At 73.8% G+C, this 19,892-nt stretch carries 23 protein-coding genes; 9 read left to right on the plus strand and 14 right to left on the minus strand.

All coding sequences use genetic code 11. From position 1 onward, the window contains the following. Nucleotides 1-5: 5 nt before the first annotated feature. Nucleotides 6-1,103 carry a phosphoribosylformylglycinamidine cyclo-ligase gene (gene purM, locus Ae331Ps2_RS12435; RefSeq protein ID WP_020626716.1) on the plus strand — a complete coding sequence of 366 codons (1,098 nt, stop codon included), beginning with the start codon at nt 6-8 and terminating at the stop codon, nt 1,101-1,103. Between the two features lie 269 nt (nt 1,104-1,372). On the opposite strand, the gene Ae331Ps2_RS12440 is transcribed toward purM, so the two are convergent. From Ae331Ps2_RS12440 to Ae331Ps2_RS12455, 4 genes are all read right to left on the minus strand, one after another. Continuing rightward, entirely contained in the window at nt 1,373-2,113 is a 741-nt protein-coding gene (locus Ae331Ps2_RS12440; protein WP_075308758.1) for an NUDIX domain-containing protein, read from the minus strand. Nucleotides 2,114-2,307: 194 nt separating this feature from the next. Further along, nucleotides 2,308-2,514, minus strand: a complete 207-nt coding sequence (locus Ae331Ps2_RS12445) for a DUF3073 domain-containing protein (protein WP_043281081.1) — start codon at nt 2,512-2,514, stop codon at nt 2,308-2,310. Nucleotides 2,515-2,735: 221 nt separating this feature from the next. Further along, nucleotides 2,736-3,860 carry a folate-binding protein YgfZ gene (locus Ae331Ps2_RS12450; protein ID WP_075308756.1) on the minus strand — a complete coding sequence of 375 codons (1,125 nt, stop codon included), beginning with the start codon at nt 3,858-3,860 and terminating at the stop codon, nt 2,736-2,738. Continuing rightward, complete coding sequence (locus Ae331Ps2_RS12455) at nt 3,857-4,312, minus strand: Fur family transcriptional regulator (RefSeq protein ID WP_051050347.1); 456 nt, start codon at nt 4,310-4,312, stop codon at nt 3,857-3,859. The genes Ae331Ps2_RS12450 and Ae331Ps2_RS12455 overlap by 4 nt, the downstream gene beginning before the upstream one ends. Before the next feature lie 289 nt (nt 4,313-4,601). Between Ae331Ps2_RS12455 and Ae331Ps2_RS12460 the strand changes: the two genes are divergently transcribed. Next, nucleotides 4,602-6,359, plus strand: coding sequence for a hypothetical protein (locus Ae331Ps2_RS12460; RefSeq protein ID WP_075308754.1), 1,758 nt, complete (start codon nt 4,602-4,604; stop codon nt 6,357-6,359). A gap of 43 nt (nt 6,360-6,402) precedes the next feature. Next, entirely contained in the window at nt 6,403-8,100 is a 1,698-nt protein-coding gene (locus Ae331Ps2_RS12465) for a hypothetical protein (protein WP_075329728.1), read from the plus strand. A 3-nt stretch (nt 8,101-8,103) separates the two neighbouring features. Here Ae331Ps2_RS12465 and Ae331Ps2_RS12470 read toward each other — a convergent pair whose 3' ends face one another. The 10 genes from Ae331Ps2_RS12470 to Ae331Ps2_RS12510 form a co-directional block, all read right to left on the minus strand. After that, on the minus strand, nt 8,104-8,967 hold the full coding sequence (locus Ae331Ps2_RS12470; protein ID WP_075308750.1) for a biotin-dependent carboxyltransferase family protein: 864 nt from the start codon (nt 8,965-8,967) through the stop codon (nt 8,104-8,106). After that, nucleotides 8,964-9,539, minus strand: a complete 576-nt coding sequence (locus Ae331Ps2_RS12475) for an allophanate hydrolase subunit 1 (protein WP_043280506.1) — start codon at nt 9,537-9,539, stop codon at nt 8,964-8,966. The genes Ae331Ps2_RS12470 and Ae331Ps2_RS12475 overlap by 4 nt, the downstream gene beginning before the upstream one ends. 39 nt (nt 9,540-9,578) lie before the next feature. Beyond that, on the minus strand, nt 9,579-10,223 hold the full coding sequence (locus Ae331Ps2_RS12480) for an FABP family protein (RefSeq protein WP_371335639.1): 645 nt from the start codon (nt 10,221-10,223) through the stop codon (nt 9,579-9,581). After that, nucleotides 10,220-10,453, minus strand: a complete 234-nt coding sequence (locus tag Ae331Ps2_RS31965) for a hypothetical protein (protein ID WP_020626034.1) — start codon at nt 10,451-10,453, stop codon at nt 10,220-10,222. The genes Ae331Ps2_RS12480 and Ae331Ps2_RS31965 overlap by 4 nt, the downstream gene beginning before the upstream one ends. Before the next feature lie 80 nt (nt 10,454-10,533). Then, on the minus strand, nt 10,534-10,833 hold the full coding sequence (locus Ae331Ps2_RS12490; protein ID WP_020626035.1) for a DUF1416 domain-containing protein: 300 nt from the start codon (nt 10,831-10,833) through the stop codon (nt 10,534-10,536). Nucleotide 10,834: 1 nt separating this feature from the next. Further along, entirely contained in the window at nt 10,835-11,671 is an 837-nt protein-coding gene (locus tag Ae331Ps2_RS12495) for a sulfurtransferase (RefSeq protein ID WP_020626036.1), read from the minus strand. A 34-nt stretch (nt 11,672-11,705) separates the two neighbouring features. Then, nucleotides 11,706-12,170 (minus strand): DUF4395 domain-containing protein, encoded by a 465-nt coding sequence (locus Ae331Ps2_RS12500; RefSeq protein WP_060713556.1) that lies wholly within the window; start codon nt 12,168-12,170, stop codon nt 11,706-11,708. 63 nt (nt 12,171-12,233) lie between these two features. Then, nucleotides 12,234-12,308 (minus strand): putative leader peptide, encoded by a 75-nt coding sequence (locus Ae331Ps2_RS34245; protein WP_350662235.1) that lies wholly within the window; start codon nt 12,306-12,308, stop codon nt 12,234-12,236. 71 nt (nt 12,309-12,379) lie between these two features. Then, complete coding sequence (locus tag Ae331Ps2_RS12505; RefSeq protein ID WP_075308746.1) at nt 12,380-12,811, minus strand: thioredoxin family protein; 432 nt, start codon at nt 12,809-12,811, stop codon at nt 12,380-12,382. A gap of 21 nt (nt 12,812-12,832) precedes the next feature. Further along, nucleotides 12,833-13,663, minus strand: coding sequence for a DUF2993 domain-containing protein (locus tag Ae331Ps2_RS12510; protein WP_075308744.1), 831 nt, complete (start codon nt 13,661-13,663; stop codon nt 12,833-12,835). Nucleotides 13,664-13,865: 202 nt separating this feature from the next. Here Ae331Ps2_RS12510 and Ae331Ps2_RS12515 point away from each other — a divergent pair, with 202 nt between their 5' ends. From Ae331Ps2_RS12515 to pstB, 6 genes are all read left to right on the plus strand, one after another. Beyond that, nucleotides 13,866-14,654, plus strand: a complete 789-nt coding sequence (locus tag Ae331Ps2_RS12515; protein ID WP_020626040.1) for a response regulator transcription factor — start codon at nt 13,866-13,868, stop codon at nt 14,652-14,654. Between the two features lie 16 nt (nt 14,655-14,670). Further along, the gene (gene mshD / locus Ae331Ps2_RS12520) at nt 14,671-15,555 is read left to right on the plus strand and encodes a mycothiol synthase (protein WP_075312471.1); all 885 of its coding nucleotides are present in this window, start codon (nt 14,671-14,673) and stop codon (nt 15,553-15,555) included. 200 nt (nt 15,556-15,755) lie between these two features. Continuing rightward, a complete protein-coding gene (gene pstS, locus Ae331Ps2_RS12525; RefSeq protein WP_020626042.1) occupies nt 15,756-16,859 on the plus strand; it encodes a phosphate ABC transporter substrate-binding protein PstS in 1,104 nt (367 codons plus the stop codon). A gap of 120 nt (nt 16,860-16,979) precedes the next feature. Then, entirely contained in the window at nt 16,980-17,924 is a 945-nt protein-coding gene (gene pstC, locus Ae331Ps2_RS12530; RefSeq protein ID WP_043280504.1) for a phosphate ABC transporter permease subunit PstC, read from the plus strand. Between the two features lies 1 nt (nt 17,925). Continuing rightward, on the plus strand, nt 17,926-19,044 hold the full coding sequence (pstA, locus tag Ae331Ps2_RS12535) for a phosphate ABC transporter permease PstA (protein WP_020626044.1): 1,119 nt from the start codon (nt 17,926-17,928) through the stop codon (nt 19,042-19,044). 12 nt (nt 19,045-19,056) lie between these two features. Further along, nucleotides 19,057-19,836 (plus strand): phosphate ABC transporter ATP-binding protein PstB, encoded by a 780-nt coding sequence (gene pstB, locus Ae331Ps2_RS12540; protein WP_060713548.1) that lies wholly within the window; start codon nt 19,057-19,059, stop codon nt 19,834-19,836. Nucleotides 19,837-19,892 lie beyond the last annotated feature (56 nt).

The following is a 19,892-nucleotide window of genomic DNA, read 5'->3' on the forward strand; positions in this document are numbered from 1 at the left end:
CACGCATGCCCTCGACCGAGCCCGGCCCCGCCAGCTACGCCTCCGCGGGGGTGGACATCGATGCGGGGGAGCAGGCGGTCGAACGTTTTCGTCCGTTCGCCGAGAAGGCGACCCGGCCCGAGGTGCGCGGCGGCATCGGCGGGTTCGCGGGCCTGTTCGCGGCGAAGTTCGGCAAGTACTCCGAGCCGGTGCTGGCCGCCTCGACCGACGGCGTCGGCACCAAGGTCGCGATCGCGCAGGCGATGGACAAGCACGACACCATCGGTCAGGACCTCGTCGCGATGGTCGTCGACGACCTGGTGGTCTGCGGGGCCGAGCCGCTGTTCCTGCAGGACTACATCGCCATCGGCAAGATCGTCCCCGACAAGGTGGCGACACTCGTGCGCGGCATCGCGGAGGGCTGCCAGACCGCGGGCTGCGCGCTGCTCGGCGGCGAGACCGCCGAGCACCCCGGCCTGATGGAGGAGGGCGCCTACGACCTCTCCGCGACCGGTGTCGGTGTCGTCGACGCCGAGAAGATGCTGCGACCCGAGCGGGTCCGCCCCGGCGACGTGCTGGTCGCGCTCGGCTCCTCCGGGCTGCACTCCAACGGATACTCTCTGGCCCGTCACGTGCTGCTCGACATCGCCCGGCTGCCGCTGGCCGGTGAGCTGGAGGAGTTCGACCACTCCCTCGGCGAGGAGCTGCTCGTTCCGACCCGGATCTACGCCAAGGACTGCCTGGCGATCACCGCCGAGACCGGCGTGCGGACGTTCTCCCACATCACCGGCGGCGGGCTGGCCCGCAACCTGGAGCGGGTGCTGCCCGACGGTCTCGCCGCCACCGTGGAACGCGGCTCCTGGACGCCGGCGCCGATCTTCAAGCTGATCCAGTCCCGCGGCCGCGTCGAGCGTGCGGAGATGGAGAAGACGTTCAACATGGGCGTCGGGATGGTCGCGGTGCTCCCGCCCGAGGACGTCGACCGCGCCCTGGCCGTCCTCACCGCGCGGCACGTGCCCGCCTGGATCCTGGGCGAGGTCGGCCGGATCGGCGACGTCGACGGTGCCGGTTCCGGCGAGCTCGGCGCCCGGGTGCAGCTGCGCGGGGAGCACCCCCGCTTCTGAGCGGCCCGTGCCGCCCGGTTCCGCCGGGGCCGGCAGTCCGGTGCGCTCGGTTCCGGTTCGGTGCCCGGCTCCGCGGCGCGTCCCTCCGCCATCCGGCGCGCTCCTCGTACCGTCAGCGTCGCGGCGTCGTCCCGGCCGCCGGCCGGGGACGGTCTCCGCGTGGGAGTCGCTTACCCGGTAAGCGAATTCGGCGCAGGGGGTGTCGCCGGCGCTCGGTCGGGCGTGGCTCAGCCGGGCGGCGACCCGGTCCGGGTCTCCTCGACCGTGCGCTACGCCGGTCCCGGCGGCGACGCCGCGTTCTGCGCGGTCGGTCGGTTCCCGGCGCGGTGCGACTCGCGCAGCATCGGGGGGTGCAGTGCGGTCGCCGGACCCCGGCGGAACAACCGGGGCGGACGCCCGCGGCCACCGGTGACCAGCGTCGTCGTCGGCACGAGGAAGCCGTCGGTGGAGGTCACCTTGCGCTGGAAGTTGCGCGGGTCGAGGGAGGTCTCCCAGACGGCCTCGTAGACCCGGCGCAGGTCGGTCACCGTGAACTCGTCCGGACAGAACGACACGGCGAGCGTCGTGTACTCGAGCTTCGACTTCGCCCGCTCCACACCGTCGGCGAGGATGCGCTGGTGGTCGAACGCCAGCTGCGGCACGTCGTCGACGGCACACCACGCGGATGCGGTGGCCCCGCCGCCCGGCGTCGGCTCCGGCATGTCCGGAAGGAGCGCGAGGTAGCCGACGGACAGGACCCGGCCGCGAGGATCGCGGTCGGGGGCGGCGTAGCTCGCCAGCTGCTCGAGGTGCCCGCAGACGGCGTTGCCGGTGTCGGTCCCGGTCTCCTCGTCCAACCGCCGACTGGCGGTGTGGACCAGATCCTCCTCAGGGCGCACGAAACCACCGGGCAGCGCCCAGTGCCCGAGGAACGGGGGCTCGCCCCGTTCGATGAGCAGCACGTGCAGGCGGTCCGACCGTACGGTCAGCACGACCAGGTTGACGGCGACCGCGAACAGGTTGCCGCGCATCTGCTGAACACCTCGGACGTGACGGGACCGGTGACCACGCCTCCCACGGGAGACAGGTCGTGATCTTGCCCTATCCGAGCGGCCAGGGGAAACCGGCCGGTGCGACCGGTCCGGCGAGCGGGCTCACCGGGTCGGCACGTGCCACGGCGCCCGGACCGTCGCAACACGACGGGGGCCGGGCGCCGAAGTGGCCGTCAACGCCGAGGGTCGTCGTCCTCGTCGTTGTACTTGGCGGCGAGGTCGTCGTACTCGCCGTAGTCGTCCTCGCGGCTGTCCGTCGTCGTCACCGCCGTCGCACTACCGATCTCCCGCTGCAAGGCGTCGAGATCCATAGAAGGGGAGCTGTACTTGAGCTCACGGGCCACCTTCGTCTGCTTGGCCTTGGCTCGTCCACGCCCCATGGCAGGTCCCCCTTACAACAGGGAAGGGGCGGCCGGTCATTGCGCACGACCCGGCGGCCCCTCTCGTCTCATCAATGTCGTGGGACCAACCGTACCCTGCTCACCCCGGAACATGCGACGCGGCACCGCCGTCGTCACAGGCGGACCCGGGCGCGGACCGGTGCGGGACACCCGGGTGTTCACCCGGTGGCCGTCCCACGGTGGTCCGGCCGGGCCGCGCGTCACCCCCGGCGCGCGGCGCCGCCCGTCCGTTCCCGGGCGGCACGGCCCGGCGGCGGGGTGTCCGGGTCCGGCTCGTAGGAGTCCGGGTCGATCGTGGCCGGGGAGACCCGGTCGTCGACGCCCGCGGTCAGCTCGGCGTCGACCGGGACCGACCGCTTGAGCAGCGCGAGCGCCACCGGGCCCAGCTCGTGGTGCTGGACGACCGTGCCCACCCGGCCGACCGTGCGGCCGTCGCGCACCACCGGGTCGCCGGTGCGGGGCAGGTCCTCGTCGCCCGCGTCGAGCATCAGCAGCACCGTGCGCCGCGGGGGGCGGCCCAGGTTCGCCACCCGGGCGACGGTCTCCTGCCCCCGGTAGCAGCCCTTGGTGAGGTGCACGGCGGAGCCGATCCAGCCGACCTCGTGCGGGATGGTGCGGTCGTCGGTGTCGCGGTGCAGGCGCGGCGCGCGCGACTCCACCCGCAGCGCCTCGAACGCGATCGTCCCGGCGGCCCGCGCCCCGGCGGCGGTGAGGTCCGCCCAGCGGGTGTCCTTCGTGCCGCGGGGGACGACGACGTCCGCCGCGTCCCGGCCCGGCCACGGCATCCGTCGCACGAACCCGCCGTCCGGCAGGGCCGCGACGCCGTTCGGCGCATCGGGCACCGGGAGCCCGGCCGCGGCGAGCACGGCGGGGGTCTCGGGGCCGACGACGGACAGCACGGCCAGCTCGGCGGTGACGTCGCGCGGCTCGACCTTCGACCAGAAGACCATCTTGGACAGGTAGTCGAGCAGGGCGGCGCCCTCACCGGGCTCGGTGTCGAGCCAGACCGTGTCCGCCGACGACGCGACGGCCATGTGGTGCAGCACCCGGCCCTGCGCGTCGAGCACCAGGGCCTCGGTGCCGGTGCCGGGCGGCAGCTCGCTGACGTGCTGGGTGAGCAGCAGGTGCAGCCAAGACAGCCGCTCCTCGCCGGTCACCGCCAGCACCTCGCGGTGCCCGCGGTCGACGACGGCCGCCGAGCGGGCCATCGCCCGCTGCTCGGCCGGCGGGTCGCCGTGGTGCGCGGCGACGGCGTCGTCCGGGTCGGGGGTCGAGCCTTCGGCGTCGGTGGTGTCCGGGGTCTGCTCGGATCCGGGAACGGTCACCGGTCTCCCTCCGCGCCCTCGGGGGGCGCCGTGTCGTCCTGCTGGGGGGCTCCTTCGGCGGAGTCCTCTTCTGTGGAGTCCTCGTCGTCGTGCGCACAGTCGACACACGTGCCGGACAGGGCCACGTGCGTCGCGTCCAGGCGGAATCCCAGGTCGGCGAGCGTGCGACTCGCCACATCGGAGAGCAGCTCGGTCGGCGCCTCGTCCACCCGGCCGCAGTGGTGGCAGACGAGGTGGACGTGGCGGTGCTGGTGCTCGGAGTAGGTCGGCGCCCCGTGCCCGAGATGGGCGTGCCGGACGACGCCGAGCTCCTCGAGCAGGTCCAGCGTCCGGTACACGGTCGTGATGTTCACCGCCGGTGCCGTCGCCTGGACCCGGGTGCACACCTGCTCGGGTGTCGCGTGCCCCAGCTCCCTGACCGCGTCCAGCACGAGCTGGCGTTGAGGGGTCATCCGGAGCCCACGCCGGTGCAACGTGCCCTTCAGTGTGCTGTCCACACCGCCGATGGTATTCGGTGTGGCCCGGTAGGATCGGGTCACGAGGACGGTGACCGAACATCGTGTCACGGAACCGTCCGTCGCGGGGCCCGCCACGCCGACGGACGACCGGTGCACGCTGCGTGGTTCGCCGCGACCCCGTCGTCGTGACTACCCTGACCGGCGAGGTCGCGCCGGACCGTCGGTCCGCCGACCTCGAACGTGCCCGTCGAGGGCACCCATGTCGACGACCTGAGGAGAGGCGATGACGGCAGACGGGGCGGACCGCCCGGGCGGTTCCCCGCGGTTCGACGTCGTTCTCCGCGGCTACGACCGGCGGCAGGTCGACGAGCACATCGTCGGGATGCAGCGGGTGATGGGCCGGATGCGGGCGGACCTCGAGGCGCTGCGGAGCAGGCCGATCCCGCCGCCCATGCCGGTGCCGCCGCCCGGCGGGTTCGCCGTCGGGCCGGCGGGTGGGCCACCCCGCCCGGTGCCGCGTCCCGGCCCACGCCCCGTCCCGGGGCCGTCGGACTCCGACCGACACGGTGCCGTCGACAGCTTCTCCGACCGCATGCAGGCGATCCTGCAGAAGGCCGAGGAGGAGGCGGAGGAGATCCGCAACAAGGCCCGTGCCGACGCCGAGCGCGTCGTCGCGGAGGCCCGCAAGCAGGTCGACCGCGCCCGCGCCGACGCCGACCGTGCCCGTGAGCAGGGCGACAAGCTCCGCACGGAGGTCAGCGAGCTGACCCGTCGTCGCGACGAGCTGCGCGCCGAGGTCGGGAAGGACCCGGCCGCGGGGGACAAGGCCCGCCACGAGGTCCGACCGGTCCCCGGTCCGGCGCAGAAGCCCGGTGGACCGGCCGGCGAGGCGGCGTCGTCCGACGACCGTTCCGCCCAGGGCCGCTCCGACCAGGGCCGCTCCGACCAGCCCAAGGCCCGTCCCGACTCCGCGGACCAGCGGCCCGGTCGTCCCGGCCCGCGCCCGGGTGCCCCGGAGCCGCAGCGTCCCGGCTCCCGGTCCGGCGCCGAGGAGCGTCCGGGGGCCGAGCAGCGGCCCGGTCAGCAGGAGCGTCCCGGTCAGAAGGAGCAGGGCTCTGCGCGTCCGCAGAGTTCCCCGAACGGCCGCCCGCAGGCACCCGCGGCGGGTGTCAACGGTGCCGGGGTGAACGGCGCCCGACCGGCGGCCGCTCAGGCGTCGCCGTCGGCCGACGCGGCACCGCGTCCCGGTCCGCGTCCGCAGCCGGGCCCCGGCCCGGGCCGCCAGGACTCCGGGTCCCAGCCCCGGCCGGCCTCGGGTCCGGTCTCGCCCGGCTCCGGTGGGTCGGGCGGTGGCCGTCCGGCCGGCGCGCCGCAGCCCGCCCGGGCCGACGGCGCGGGACAGCGGCCGGGTGGTACCGACGGGGACAAGACCGAGGCGGACAAGAGCTCCGGTCCGCGCCCGGGCCCGCGGCCCGCACCGGGCCCGCGCCCGTCGCCGGCCCCCACCGGGCAGCAGGGTGGTGCCGAGCGTGCCACCGCGGCCCGCCCCGGTGACGAGCCCGAGCCCGCCGAGCTGTTCCGGCCCGCGTCGGGCTCCCGGCCTGCCGAGGCGGAGCCGAAGACGTCGGTGGTGCCGGTCCAGGACCCGCGTCCGAAGTCCGGCGGCGACGCCGAGCGCACGGTCGCGGTCGGCGCCGTCCGCCGTTCCGGTGACACCCCAACGGATGGTTCGCAGAAGCCGCCGGCAGGGGACAAGGGCACCGCGGCCGAGGGCGCGAAGGCCGACGTGGAGCCGCCGACGACCGCGAACCCGGCTCCCGGGCGCGGCCCGGCACGACCAGGTCCGGAGGGCGCGCGCAACGGCTCCGGCCAGGCCGGCCACGGTCAGAACGGTCGTAACGGTGCGTCGTCGGGGTCCGAGCCGTCGTCGCAGGGCGGCGGGAAGGGCAACGGCGCGACCCGCAACGGTTCCGGCACGGCCACCGGGGACAAGGGCCGGACGGACGCGGCGCAGCCCTCGACGGGGACGCGCAGCAGCTGAGGTTCCCCGCGCGGGGCCCGGGACCCCAATAAGGTCCGGGCCCATGCAGCTCGGCTCGTTCACGGTCCCGGTCCTGCCCCTCGTGGCGGTGCTGGGCGCGGGCGTGCTCGTGGTACTGGTCCTGTGGGGGGTGTGGCGTGCGCGCCGCACCTCCGCGCCCGTGCCGCTGCCGCTCGAGCCCCCGCGCACGGTCGCGGACCCGCAGCCGTCCTATGCGGACTGGACCGGTGAGGCGGCCGGTGGTCCGGCCGACCCGCCGCCCCCGGCGCGTGTACGGACCGTCGCCGACGTGGTCGCCGAGCGCGGCGCGGACACGGGTCCGCTGCCGCGGGTGCCCGCGTACGCCGGCGCGGCCGTCGCGTCCGGTGCGGCGCGGCACGCCGCTCCCGACGACGACGGGGACGACGGGGGCGACGGCTCGCTGGAGGCACTGTTCGCCCCGGCCGACGAGCTGCCCGACGCGGCCACCCTCGCCCGGGGCCGTGCCCCGGAGGCGACGGCCGCCGTGTCGCTCGCCGCGGTTCCGCCGGCGTCGGGTGCCGGGGTGTCCGGTGCCGGTGCGCCGGGTGCCGGAGCGTCGGGTGGAGGTGCGTCGGGTGCCGCGGGGGAGCCGCTGCCCCGGCCACGACCGACCCCGCGTTCCCGGTCGACCGGTCTGCGAACGGCCCGGCACACCGATGCCGCCGCCCTGACCGATGCCGCCGCTGACCGGGGCACCGCTGACCGGGCCGCCGCGGACCAGAACGTGCCGGTCCAGGACGCGGCGGACCGGAACGTGCCGGACCGGAACGTGCCGGGCCAGAACGCGCCGGACCGGAACGCCGCGGACCAGGACGCCGCGGACCAGGACACGACGAACCAGGGCGCCGCTGACCAGGACACGACGAACCAGGGCGCCGCTGACCAGGACACGACGAACCAGGGCGCCGCTGACCAGGACGCAGCGGACCAGAGCACCACGCACCAGGATGCGGCGGGGACCTCGGACCACCCGGCGACGCCGTCGGCCCCGGAGTGGCCGGTCGCGCGGCTGCGCGTCGTCGACGACCTCACCGACGTCGTCGCGCCCGGCCCGGACGCCACGCCCGCCGCGGCCGAGCAGACCCCGGCCGGAGACGACACCGCGACCCCGGCGACGGAGCGGACCCCGGTCGACCGGCAGGACACCGCGACCGGTCCGCTGCCGCCCTGGTCGGCCGAGCGCACCGAACCGGCGTCCGAGGACCTCCCCGCGACGTCCGCGATGCCGGCCACACCGGTCCCACCCGCCGTACCGACCCCGCCCACCGGGGCCGCGTCCCGACCGACGCCCGAGCCGGTCTCCCGGGCCGTGCAGCAGGCCCTCGCCGCCCGGGCCGTGCAGCGGGCGCGTCTGCGCGGCGCCGACGCGGTCGTCGACCCGCAGCCCGATCTCCCCGGAGGGGAGCAGCAGGAGCTGCCGCTCGCCGTCGTCCCGCCCGCGGGGGCCCGCACTCCGACGGCCGGCGACGCGAAGGACCGGCTGCTCGGAGTGCTCATCGAGGACCCGGCCCGCGCCGTCGACGCGACCGAACGGCTCGACGACACCCGCGACCGCATCGCCGAGCTCGACGAGGTCCTGCGCCGCCGCCGTGACGACCTGGCCGGCGCCGTCCGGCGCCTGCACGAGTGCGGGCTCGACCCGGCGCAGATCGGCCGGCTCTCCGGGATGGCCGTCGACGAGGTCCGCACCATCCTCGATGGCGAGGACGCCGAGCGCTGAGCCTCAGCGCAGCACGGTGAACCGCACGCCCGTCCCCGGCGGGGCCTGGGCGAGCAGCGGCAGGTCGGCGGGGTCGACGACGCCGATCACCGGGTAGCCGCCGGTCGTCGGGTGGTCGGCGAGGAACACCACCGGCGGCCCGTCCGGCGGGACCTGCACCGCGCCGGTCACCATCCCCTCGCTCGGGAGCTCCCGGTCGCTCCACTCCGGACGCCGCCCCGGGGACGGCCCGTCGAGGCGGACCCCGATCCGGTTCCCGTCCGCCGTCACCGTCCACAGCGGACCGGCGAGGGCGCCGTGCGGGTCGGTGAACCAGTCGTCGCGGGGGCCGGGACGCACCCGCAGCCCGACCACGGCACCGGGCACCGACACCGGGACCGGCCCGGACACCGGGACCCGGCCCGACCACGGGCCGACCGGCAGCTCGTCGCCGTCGGCGACGGGGTCGGGGCCCAGCCCCGACAGCAGATCCGTGCTGCGGCTGCCCAGCGCGACCGGAGCGTCCACCCCGCCCGCGACGGCGAGGTAGCACCGCAGCCCGCCGACCGGCGTCCCGACCGCGAGCTCGGCGCCGTCGGGCAGGTGCAGCGCCCGGTGGGACCCGGCAGGCCGGCCGTCGACGAGCACCGGCGCGGGCGCCCCGGTGACGGCGACGGTCCGGCCGCCCCTGGCGCGCACCCGCAGCCCGCCGCCGAGCAGCTCCAGGCCGGCGGCGCCGTCGTCGTTGCCGACCAGGCGGTTCCCCAGCTCGTAGGCCGGCCGGTCCAGCGCACCCGACGGCGGGACCCCCAGGTGCGCATGCCCGGGACGACCGCGGTCGGTCACCAGCGCCTGCGGTCCGGCCCGCACCACCAGCAGCGCGTTCACCGGGGCTCGAACCGGACGCGGTCGCCGGGGGTGAACAGCGCCGGCGGGTCGGCGACGGGGTCGAACAGGACGGCGTCGGTGCGGCCGATCAGCCGCCAGCCGCCGGGGGAGCGACGCGGGTAGACGCAGCTGTAGACGTCGGCGATCCCGACCGAGCCGGCGGGCACCGCGGTCCGCGAGCTCTCCAGCCGCGGCTGCTGCAGCGGCTCGGGGAGGCCCGACAGATAGCCGAAGCCCGGCGCGAAGCCGCAGAAGTCCACCCGGTACTCGGCGCCGCTGTGCAGCGCGACCACCTCGTCGACGGACAGGCCCGCGGTCCCGGCGACGAGTGCGAGGTCCTCGCCGTCGTAGGTCACGGCCAGCGTGTGGACCGTGCCGGTGCCCGCCTCGCCGGCGTCGGCGTCCGCGGCCCGCGCCACCTGCACGACCCGCTCGGTGGTGGCCCCGGGCGCCACCTCGACGAGCACGGTCCGGGCGGCCGGGACCAGCTCCCGCACCTCGGGCAGCCCGGCGTCCCGCACGGCGGCGACGACGGCCGCCACCCCGGCGGCGTCGTCGACCTCCAGCAGCACCGCGTGTCCGCCGCAGGGGCGGACCCGGACCGCGACCAACTAGCCGACCACCCGGTGCAGGACGGCCGAGATGTGCGGCTGCATCGGCTGCCCGACCATCGCGCGCTCGTCGACGTAGGCGAGGTCGCCCTGGTTGACCAGGCCGTAGAGCCGCTTCGCCGCGGTGACCTCCTTGGCCGACGGCGTCCGGGCGACGGCGTCGGTCTCGATCTGCCAGGACCGCATGTCGCCCCGGGGGCCGTAGTAGACCTCGACGATGCCGGTGTTGTGCGCGATCAGCACCTCGATCGAGCCGTCCTCCTGGGGACGCCAGAACCCGGTCTCGCGCGCGGCCTGGCGGATGATGCCGCCGTCGTCGTCGAGCAGCCAGGAGCGTGCCTCGTAGGACAGGAACGGGCGGCCGTCGTGCGCCCAGGTGATCTGCTGGCCGAGGTGGAACGGGCCCTCGATCGTCGGGTAGACGACCTCGCCGGTGCCCCGCCAGGTCCCGACGAGCGGGAGCAGGCCGAGGCAGGCCTCGTGCAGGTCGGGGCCCTGCCGCAGGTTGGCGGTGTCGTCGTCGACGGGCAGGTCGGGCCACTGCGGCCGGTTGCGCTGCGGGGAGTCCGGGGCCGCGTTCTCCGGTCCGGTGATGGTGGTCTGCAACTCCTCGTCGGCGGCTGCGGCGGGCTCGGGGTCGGTCACGGGGTCTGCTCCTCGGTGTGGTGGTCGTCGGGGTCCCGTTCGGGATCGGGACCCGGCCCGGGCGCGGCGGCGGGCTCGACGACGAACAGGCGACGGAGCAACCATCCGGCCCAGGCGGCGGTTCCCGCGGACAGGGCGATCAACAGCCCGGTGGAGAACCAGTGCACGACCGGCCACTCTACCGCCGCCCCGGTCCGGGCACCGAGTGCCGTGCCGATGCCCCTGTCCACGCACGAACGGACCCCTCGTACGAAAGCTCTCGTACGAGGGGCCCGTTCGTGCGGTCGGGGGCGGCGGCCCCGCGGACCGGTCAGGCGACGGCGATCTCCGCGCTGTGCAGGCCCGGCCCGTCGGCAACGAGCTCGGACTGGCCGTTGCCCGAGCGCGACAGCGCCCGGACGGTCCAGGTGCCCGGGGCGGCGAAGAACCGGAAGTCACCCGAGGCCGAGGACACGACCTCCGCGGTGAACTCCCCGGTGCCGTCCAGCAGCCGGACGAAGGCCCCGGCCACCGGGTCGCCACCGGCGATGACGCGGCCGGCGAGCACGGTCTCCTTGGAGAGGTCCGTGTTCGGGGGCAGGGTCAGGTTCTGGTCAGGTGCGGCACACATGTCACTTCGCTCCCAGCTCGATCGGCACGCCGATCAGCGAGCCGTACTCGGTCCAGCTGCCGTCGTAGTTCTTGACGTCGGAGTGGCCCAGGAGCTCGTGCAGCACGACCCAGGTGTGGCTGGAGCGCTCGCCGATGCGGCAGTAGGCGATGGTCGCCTTGCCCTCGTCGAAGCCGGCCTCCTTGTAGAGGGAGGCGAGCTCCTCGTTCGACTTGAACGTGCCGTCCTCGTTGGCCGCCTTCGACCACGGGATGTTGATCGCGCTCGGCACGTGGCCCGGACGCTGGCTCTGCTCCTGCGGGAGGTGGGCCGGGGCCAGGATCTTGCCGGAGAACTCGTCGGGTGACCGGACGTCGACCAGGTTCTTGGTGTCGATCGCGTCGACGACCTCGTCGCGGAAAGCGCGGATCGAGGTGTCGGCCTCCTTCGCGGTGTAGGAGGTCGCGGGGCGGTCCTTGACGTCGGTGGTCAGGGTCCGGCCGTCGAGCTCCCACTTCTTGCGGCCGCCGTCGAGCAGCACGACCTTGTCGTGGCCGTAGAGCTTGAACTCCCAGTACGCGTACGCGGCGAACCAGTTGTTGTTGCCGCCGTAGAGCACGACCAGGTCGTCGTTGGCGACGCCCTTGGCCGAGAGCAGCTGCTCGAACTGCTCCTTGGTGGGGATGTCACGACGGACCGCGTCCTGCAGCTCGTCGGTCCAGTTGACCTTGACCGCACCGGGGATGTGGCCCCCGTCGTAGGCGGTGGTGTCCTCGTCGACCTCGAGGAACACCACCCCGTCGGTCTCCAGGTTCTGCTCCGCCCAGTCGGCGGTGACGAGGACGTCCTCGCGGCTCATGTTCGTTTCTCTCCCGAGTCGTGTCGAGGGTGGGTCAGGAACGCGCGGCGGCGGCGCCACCGCGCAGGCGGGCGAGGAGCCCGTACATCTCGCAGCCCAGGCAGAAGCCGAAGGCCGCGTTGAGGAAGGCCGCCACGAGTGCCGCCGCCGTGGCGACGACACCCAGCACGGTCAGTCCGGACAGGTAGCCGACCGCCGCGACGGCGGTGAACACCAGCCCGACGGTCTGCGAGAAGCGGACCGGGGCGGCGTCCTCGCGCTCGGCGGGCGGACCCAGCCGGGGCGCGACGAGGTGCCGGTAGACCACGCCGTACGGCGCGAACCGCATGCCGGCGAACGAGGCGACGGCGAACACGACGGCCTGTGCGGTGACGAGCACGCCGCTGCCGGACAGCAGCACCAACGCCAGCACGACGGTGGTGATCGCGGCGGAGAAGCGGACCCCGCGCGGGTCGAGCCGGGGCTCGGAGTGCGCGGATCCGTGGTCCGTGGCGGACATGGGACTCCAGTAACCGGGGTGGGAACCTCGGCGTCGCGGGACGCCGGGCTCAGGACACGCGGGTCAGGAGTCCAGACACAGGCAGCCGGCGAGGCGGCACAGATCAACCGTGCGGCGTCGGGTCAGCGGCCAGTTCACGTCACCGAGCCTAGCTCACGTTCGGCGCGGAGCCCAGCGGTCGGCGCCGACCGGACATCACACACACGTTCTCAGCCGGTGGGAAGGGCGGCGACGAGCTCGTCGACGCGCGGGACACCGGAGACCCGCAGGACCTCCGCGCCGCGGGCGTCGAAGACGACCGTCGTCGGGGTCCGCAGCACGCCCAGTGCCCGGGCGACGTCGACGTGCTCGGCCACGTCGACCTCCACGTGCGCCAGGCCCGGGTCCGCCGCGGCCAGGTCACCGAGGACGCGCGCGGTCTGCCGGCACGGCGCGCAGACCGGCGAGGACAGCTGCAGCAGCAGGGCCCGGCGCCCGTCCGGACCGGTTCCGGCCAGGTCCCAGCCCGGCCCGGCGCCGTCGGTCGCGCCGCGGTCGTCGCCGGTGGGCCGGAGCCGCCCGGACCGGTTGCGCAGCACCAGCCCCGCGAGCGTCGCCACCACCAGGACGACGACCAGCACCACTGCACCCGTGACGTCCACCGACGCCTCCTCTCGGCCCGCTCAGCCCGCGGAGCGGGACGTACCCGGTCCGGCGCCCACACTCAGGTCGCGCATCGAACCGGCGACCTGCAGCACGTTGTACTCCGGAACGCTCGCCGACGTCGCGGTGACGCCCAGTGGCAGCGGACCCGGGTCGATGTCCACGGCGAGCGCGCGCAGCATCGAGGTGCGCACCGCGTCCGGCACCGGCTCGTCCGAGCCGTCGAGCCGGACGTCGCGCGGGACGACCCGCATGGTGCCGTGGTCGACGACGAGCGCGGCCAGCACGGCCACCCGCGCGTCGGCCCCGTCCACCGGCATCTCCGCGACGAACCGTGCGGCGTTGCGCGGGTCGAGCCCGCGCAGCGTCGGGTCGCCGCCGGCCAGGATCACCGAGTCGATCGCGTTCGCGTCGACGGCCTCGACCGACAGTCGCGTCACCCCGGCGGCGGGCCCCCCGGCGTCGACGACCATCCGGCGGACGTCGTTCGGGCTGATCTGGACGATCCCCTCGGCCGCCGCCGCACGGAACCGGGCCGGCCCGGGACCGGCGAGATCGGAGAGGTCTCCGCGCAGGCCGTACAGCTGCACCTGGAGCTCGGGGGTGCGCAGCGGCCCGACCGGGACCCGCTGCAGCGTCATCTCGACGTGGTCGTAGCGGCCGGTCGCGGCCTGGGCCAGCACCGAGAAGCCGTGCACCTGCACACGGGGGTCCTCGGGGAGGTCGAGCCGGTCCCGCAACGCGCGCGAGATGCCCGACTCGACGGCCGCGCCGGTGGCGAGATCACCCACGACGAGCACGGCGGCCACCGCCAGGACGGCGACGAGCACGCGACGGACGGGGCGTCCCACGACCGGGCCTCCACAGGATCGGAATACGTCCTGACCAGGGTAGAGAGCCCCGCTGCCGGCCCGATGGGCGGCCCCGGGACCCCGGATCGGACCCGATCGGTGGTGAGAACGATCCAGATCGCGGCGTGAAACCCGTCGCTCTGCGGCTGACCGTGGGGTGACGTCCCGGTATCGTCTGCGTATCGCGAGAAGGGGGGAGTCCATGGAACTGCTCCTGCTGACCACGGCTCCGGATGCGGCAGCCGTACTGCCCGCCCTGTCGTTGCTGCCGCACAACGTGCGGACCGCGGCGCCCGAGGTGGCAGCACTGCTCGACGCCGGTCCGCACGACGCCGTCCTGGTGGACGCCCGCTCGGACCTGGTCGCCGCGCGCAGCCTGTGCCGGCTGCTGGGCAGCGCCGGGACCGACGCGCCGGTGATCGCCGTGCTGAACGAGGGCGGTCTGGTCGCCGTGTCCGGCGAGTGGGTGGTCGACGAGATCCTGCTCCCCGACACCGGCCCGGCGGAGGTGGACGCGCGGCTGAGGCTGCTGCGGTCGCGCCCCGGCGCCGAGTCCGCGTCCGGAGGTGGCGCGCTCGTCCTCGGTGAGCTCGTCATCGACGAGGCGACGTACTCGGCTCGGCTCAAGGGCCGGCTGCTGGAACTCACCTACAAGGAGTTCGAGCTGCTCAAGTACCTCGCGCAGCACGCGGGCCGGGTGTTCACCCGGGCCCAGCTGCTGCAGGAGGTCTGGGGCTACGACTTCTTCGGCGGCACCCGCACCGTCGACGTCCACGTCCGGCGGCTGCGCGCCAAGCTCGGCGGCGAGCACGAGCAGATGATCGGCACCGTGCGCAACGTCGGCTACAAGTTCGTCCGGCCGTCGCGCGGCGGGCTGTCGGCGCCGCCCGACCAGGACGACGCGGACCCCGAGCCCGTCCCGGACCGTCGGCCGTTGCCCGGCGCCCGGCCCTCGGCCGGCCCGGGACGTGGAGCGTGGGCACCGCGGTGACCTAGGGTCGGCGCTCGTGGACCCGCAGCAGCACTCCCGTCTCGACGCCGCCACCGTCTCCGCGGTGCAGGATCTGCTGAGGGCGGCGACCGCTGCCGACGGCGCCGAACCGCTCTCCGAGCAGTACCTGATGCACCTGCGCCCGGACACCCCCGCCGACGGCGTGACGCACCTCGTCGTCGCCGGTGACGACGGCGCGGTGGCCGGCTACGCCCAGGTCGACGGCACCTACGCCGAGCTGGTGGTGCACCCCGACGCGCGACGGCGGGGGATCGGCGGCGCGCTCGTCACCGCGGTGGAGAAGGTCACCGCCGACCCGCACGTGTGGGCGCACGGCGACCTCGACGCCGCGAAGGAGCTCGCCGCGGGCCGCGGCTACCGCCGGGACCGCGTGCTGTGGCAGATGCGCCGCACCACCGAGGCGGGCCCGCTGCCCGCCCTGACCGTCCCCGACGGCGTCACGATCCGCGCCTTCGAGCCCGGCCGCGACGACGACGAGTTCCTCCGCGTCAACAACGCGGCCTTCGACTGGCACCCGGAGCAGGGCGGCTGGACCGGCGCCGAGCTCGCCGCCCGGGAGGCCGAGGACTGGTTCGACCCGGCCGGGTTCCTGCTCGCGGTCGACGACGGCGGCACCCTGCTCGGCTACCACTGGACCAAGGTCCACCCGGCGACCGGCGACGAGCGCGCGATGGGCGAGGTCTACGTCCTCGGTGTGGACCCGGCCAGCCACGGACGAGGGCTCGGGAAGGTCCTGACCCTCGCCGGGCTGCACCACCTGCACGACCGCGGGCTGGACACCGTGCTGCTCTACGTCGAGGCCGACAACGCCCCGGCCGTGCGCGTCTACGAGCGCCTCGGGTTCGCCGTGCACGCCGCGGACGTCAACTACGCCCGGTGAGACCCTGTCACCGTTCGACTACGGGTGACCATGTTCCGTCGAACGTGTGATGCAGGTCCACCCGGTCGCCGACCCTGTTCATCCCACGTTCATCTTCCGTGGGGGTGGCGTCCAACGGCGGCTCCTAGCGTCTGCGGCCGGGTGGTCACCCCAGACCGCCGTACCGCAACCGGCTCGTTGCCGACTCGGAGGAAACTGCAGTGAAGACCAAGCGGCGTGCGCCCCGGGCGCGCCTGGCTGCCGTCGGTATCGCCACGTCCTGTGCGTTGTTCGTCGCCGGCTGCGGTGCGGCGAACGAGGGCGGCGGCTCGGACGCCCAGGGCTCGGGCGTCACCGGCCAGATCTCCGGTGCGGGCGCGAGCTCCCAGCAGGCGGCCATGCAGGCCTGGATCGCCGGCTTCGGCGGCGCGAACCCGGGTGCCACCGTCAACTATCAGCCGGTCGGCTCCGGCGGAGGTCGTACCCAGTTCATCCAGGGCGGTGTCCAGTTCGCCGGTACCGACGCCTACCTCAAGGACGACGAGCTGACCAAGGCGCGTGAGCGCTGCGGTGGGTCGGTCATCGAGGTGCCGAGCTACGTCTCGCCGATCGCCGTCGTCTTCAAGCTGAACGGAGTCAACGACCTGACCCTGTCCCCGGCCACCATCGCCGGTCTCTTCAAGGGCCAGATCACCACCTGGAACGACCCGAAGATCGCCGCGGACAACCCGGGCGTCCAGCTCCCGGCCACCCGCGTCACCCCGGTGCACCGATCCGACGAGTCGGGCACCACCCAGAACTTCACCGACTTCCTGAACAAGGCCGCCCCGGCGGTGTGGACCGACAAGGCCGCGCAGACCTGGCCGGTCCAGGGTGGCGAGGCCGCTCAGGGCACCTCCGGTGTCGTGACCGCCGTCGGCGGCGGCGACGGCACCATCGGCTACGCCGACGCCAGCCAGGCCAAGGACCTCGGCAAGGCCAAGGTCAAGCTGGGCGACCAGGCGGTCGAGCCGACCGCCGAGGCCGCCGCCAAGATCCTCGAGGAGTCGAAGCGCGTCGAGGGCCAGGGCGACACCTCGTTCGCCTTCGACCTCAACCGGACCGCCACCGGCGGTGCCTACCCGGTCGTGCTGGTGTCCTACCTGCTGGCCTGCCCGCAGTACCCGGACGCCGCCCAGGCCGACACGACCAAGGCGTTCCTGAACTACGTGGTCAGCCCGGAGGGGCAGCAGACCGCCGCTCAGAACGCCGGCTCGGCGCCGCTGTCGGACACCCTGCGCGGCCAGATCACGCCGGTCATCGACCAGATCAAGGCCCAGGGCTGAGCGTCTGAGTCGGATGTCATCTAGCCAGGAACCCCGGGCGGTCGTCATCATGGTGACCGCCCGGGGTTCCCGGCCGCTCGAGTCCCCTGCCCAGCGCGTTCCGCACCCCCAGGGATCACAGTGACCACCACGGAAAACTCGCCCGCGCCCGCTCCCGCGAAGCCGGTGACCCAGCTCGGGGACCGGATCTTCGCCGGGTCGGCCAAGGGTGCAGGCATCCTCATCCTCGTCGTCCTTGCGGGCGTCGCGGCCTTCCTCGTCAGCGAGGCGTTCCCTGCCGTCGTGGCCCCTGCGTCCGAGGTGCACGGAGGACTCGCCCTCTACATCGCGCCGCTCATCTTCGGCACGCTGGTCAGCGCGGTCATCGCGTTGATCGTGGCGACGCCGCTGGCGATCGCGGTCGCGCTGTTCATCAGCCACTACGCCCCGCGCCGGCTCGCACAGACGCTCAGCTACGTCGTCGACCTGCTGGCCGCGGTGCCGTCCATCGTGTACGGCCTGTGGGGCATGGCGACCCTGGCCCCGGCGACCGTCGGGCTGATGGTGTGGCTGAACACCTACCTCGGCTGGCTGCCGTTCTTCGCCGGTCCGCCGTCGGCCACCGGCCGCACGATGCTGGTCGTCGGCCTCGTCCTCGCGGTGATGATCCTGCCGATCATCACCGCCGTCGCCCGTGAGGTCTTCCTCCAGGCGCCGAAGCTGCACGAGGAGGCCGCGCTCGCCCTGGGGGCCACCCGCTGGGAGATGATCCGGCTCGCGGTGCTGCCGTTCGGCCGCTCCGGGATCGTCTCGGGCGCGATGCTCGGCCTCGGCCGCGCGCTCGGCGAGACCATGGCGGTGGCGATCATCCTGTCGGTCTCCGGCGGGATCACGTTCAACCTGATCGGCTCCGGCAACCCGTCGACGATCGCCGCGAACATCGCGCTGCAGTTCCCCGAGGCGTCCGGCATCGACGTCAACGTCCTCATCGCGTCCGGTCTGGTGCTCTTCCTGATCACCCTGCTGGTCAACATGATCGCTCGCTACATCGTCGAGCGCCGCCGCGAGTTCTCGGGAGCGAACTGAGATGTCCACCGGGACCGAACGAAACCGCACCGACACCGAGGCGACCGTGACCGGAAGCACGCTGCAGGCCCCGGCCACGACGACGGCTCTGCCGCGTCGCAAGGGCTCCCTCCCGAAGTGGTCGCCGTGGGCCCTGGTCGCCGGATCGGCCGTGGTGGCGGCCGGTGCGACCGCCCTGGCGGGCGGCTTCGGCATCGGGCTGTGGGTCTTCCTGACCGTGGTGGTGTACCTGGTCGCCACCTACGTGGTGTCCCGCGCGGTGGAGGGCGCCCGCAAGGCCGCCGACCGGTTGGTGACGGCGATCGTCACGGGTGCGTTCCTGCTCGCGATGATCCCGCTGGTGTCGGTGCTGTGGACCGTCGTCTCGAACGGCTGGGCACGGTTCGACCCGACGTTCTTCAACAGCTCGATGCGCGGCGTCGTCGGGGTCGGCGGCGGTGCGCTGCACGCCATCCAGGGCACGCTCATCATCACGGCGCTCGCCGCGATCATGTCCATCCCGGTGGGTGTGCTCACCGCGATCTACCTGGTCGAGTACGGCAACCGGTCACGGCTGGCGCGGGCGATCACGTTCTTCGTCGACGTCATGACGGGCATCCCGTCGATCGTCGCCGGTCTGTTCGCGTTCGCATTGTTCGCGCTGTTCGTCGGCCCGGCGGTGCGGTTCGGCTTCGCCGGCGCGGTCGCCCTGACCGTCCTCATGATCCCGATCGTGGTGCGCTCCACCGAGGAGATGCTCAAGATCGTCCCGAACGAGCTGCGCGAGGCCGCGTACGCGCTCGGTGTGCCGAAGTGGCGGACGATCCTCAAGGTCGTCATTCCCACGACGGCCGGCGGTATCGCGACCGGCGTCATGCTCGCCGTCGCCCGCGTCATCGGTGAGACCGCCCCGCTGCTGGTCACCACGGGTCTCGCGCTCGGCGTCAACCTGAACCCGTTCTCGGGGCCGATGGCCACGCTGCCGGTGTTCTCGTACTACTCCTACGCCGTTCCCGGCATCCCGCGTGAGGCGTTCCTCGACCGGGCCTGGACCGCTGCGCTGGTCCTGATGCTCGTCGTCATGGTGCTGAACATCGTCGCCCGCATCATCTCCCGCATTTTCGCCCCGAAGACCCGATAAGGAATCCGCGACATGGGCAAGAGTGTCGAAGCCAAGGACCTGAACATCTACTACGGGTCGTTCCTCGCCGTCGAGGGCGTCAACATGACGATCAAGCCGAAGACGGTGACGGCCCTGATCGGTCCGTCCGGCTGCGGCAAGTCGACCTTCCTGCGGTCGATCAACCGGATGCACGAGAACATCCCCGGCGCCCGCGTCGAGGGCCGGCTCGAGCTCGACGGCCAGGACCTCTACGGGGCGAACGTCGACCCGGTCGGCGTCCGCCGCCAGATCGGCATGGTCTTCCAGCGGCCCAACCCGTTCCCGACGATGTCGATCTACGACAACGTCATCGCGGGGATGAAGCTGAACAACAAGCGGGCGTCGAAGGCCGAGTTCGACGACACCGTCGAGCGGTCGCTGCGCGGCGCGAACCTCTGGAACGAGGTCAAGGACCGGCTCGAGAAGCCGGGTTCGGGCCTCTCCGGTGGTCAGCAGCAGCGGCTCTGCATCGCCCGCGCGATCGCGGTGCGGCCCGACGTGCTGCTGATGGACGAGCCGTGCTCGGCGCTGGACCCGATCTCCACGCTCGCGATCGAGGACCTGATCAACGAGCTGAAGAACGACTACACGATCGTCATCGTGACCCACAACATGCAGCAGGCGGCGCGGGTCAGCGACTTCACCGGCTTCTTCAACATCGAGGGCACCGGCAAGCCCGGCAAGCTGGTCGAGCTCGACGAGACGAAGACGATCTTCTCCCAGCCGAAGCAGAAGGCGACCGAGGACTACGTGTCCGGCCGCTTCGGCTGACCTCGCAGTACGTCCGCACGGCGCGAACGCCCTCGACCCCTCGCGGGGGGCCGGGG

Origin of the sequence: Pseudonocardia sp. Ae331_Ps2, assembly GCF_001932405.1 — a bacterium.
Classification (GTDB): Bacteria; Actinomycetota; Actinomycetes; order Mycobacteriales; family Pseudonocardiaceae; genus Pseudonocardia.

Bases quoted from the DNA above. Each gene is read 5' to 3' on its own strand.
- pstB (WP_060713548.1), top strand. From the start codon at position 19,057: ATGGGCAAGAGTGTCGAAGCCAAGGACCTGAACATCTACTACGGGTCG.
- Ae331Ps2_RS12455 (WP_051050347.1), bottom strand. From the start codon at position 4,312: ATGACCCCTCAACGCCAGCTCGTGCTGGACGCGGTCAGGGAGCTGGGG.
- Ae331Ps2_RS12490 (WP_020626035.1), bottom strand. From the start codon at position 10,833: ATGTGTGCCGCACCTGACCAGAACCTGACCCTGCCCCCGAACACGGAC.
- Ae331Ps2_RS12460 (WP_075308754.1), top strand. From the start codon at position 4,602: ATGACGGCAGACGGGGCGGACCGCCCGGGCGGTTCCCCGCGGTTCGAC.
- Ae331Ps2_RS12495 (WP_020626036.1), bottom strand. From the start codon at position 11,671: ATGAGCCGCGAGGACGTCCTCGTCACCGCCGACTGGGCGGAGCAGAAC.
- Ae331Ps2_RS12500 (WP_060713556.1), bottom strand. From the start codon at position 12,170: ATGTCCGCCACGGACCACGGATCCGCGCACTCCGAGCCCCGGCTCGAC.
- Ae331Ps2_RS12515 (WP_020626040.1), top strand. From the start codon at position 13,866: ATGGAACTGCTCCTGCTGACCACGGCTCCGGATGCGGCAGCCGTACTG.
- Ae331Ps2_RS12465 (WP_075329728.1), top strand. From the start codon at position 6,403: ATGCAGCTCGGCTCGTTCACGGTCCCGGTCCTGCCCCTCGTGGCGGTG.
- Ae331Ps2_RS12445 (WP_043281081.1), bottom strand. From the start codon at position 2,514: ATGGGGCGTGGACGAGCCAAGGCCAAGCAGACGAAGGTGGCCCGTGAG.
- pstA (WP_020626044.1), top strand. From the start codon at position 17,926: ATGTCCACCGGGACCGAACGAAACCGCACCGACACCGAGGCGACCGTG.
- purM (WP_020626716.1), top strand. From the start codon at position 6: ATGCCCTCGACCGAGCCCGGCCCCGCCAGCTACGCCTCCGCGGGGGTG.
- Ae331Ps2_RS12440 (WP_075308758.1), bottom strand. From the start codon at position 2,113: ATGCGCGGCAACCTGTTCGCGGTCGCCGTCAACCTGGTCGTGCTGACC.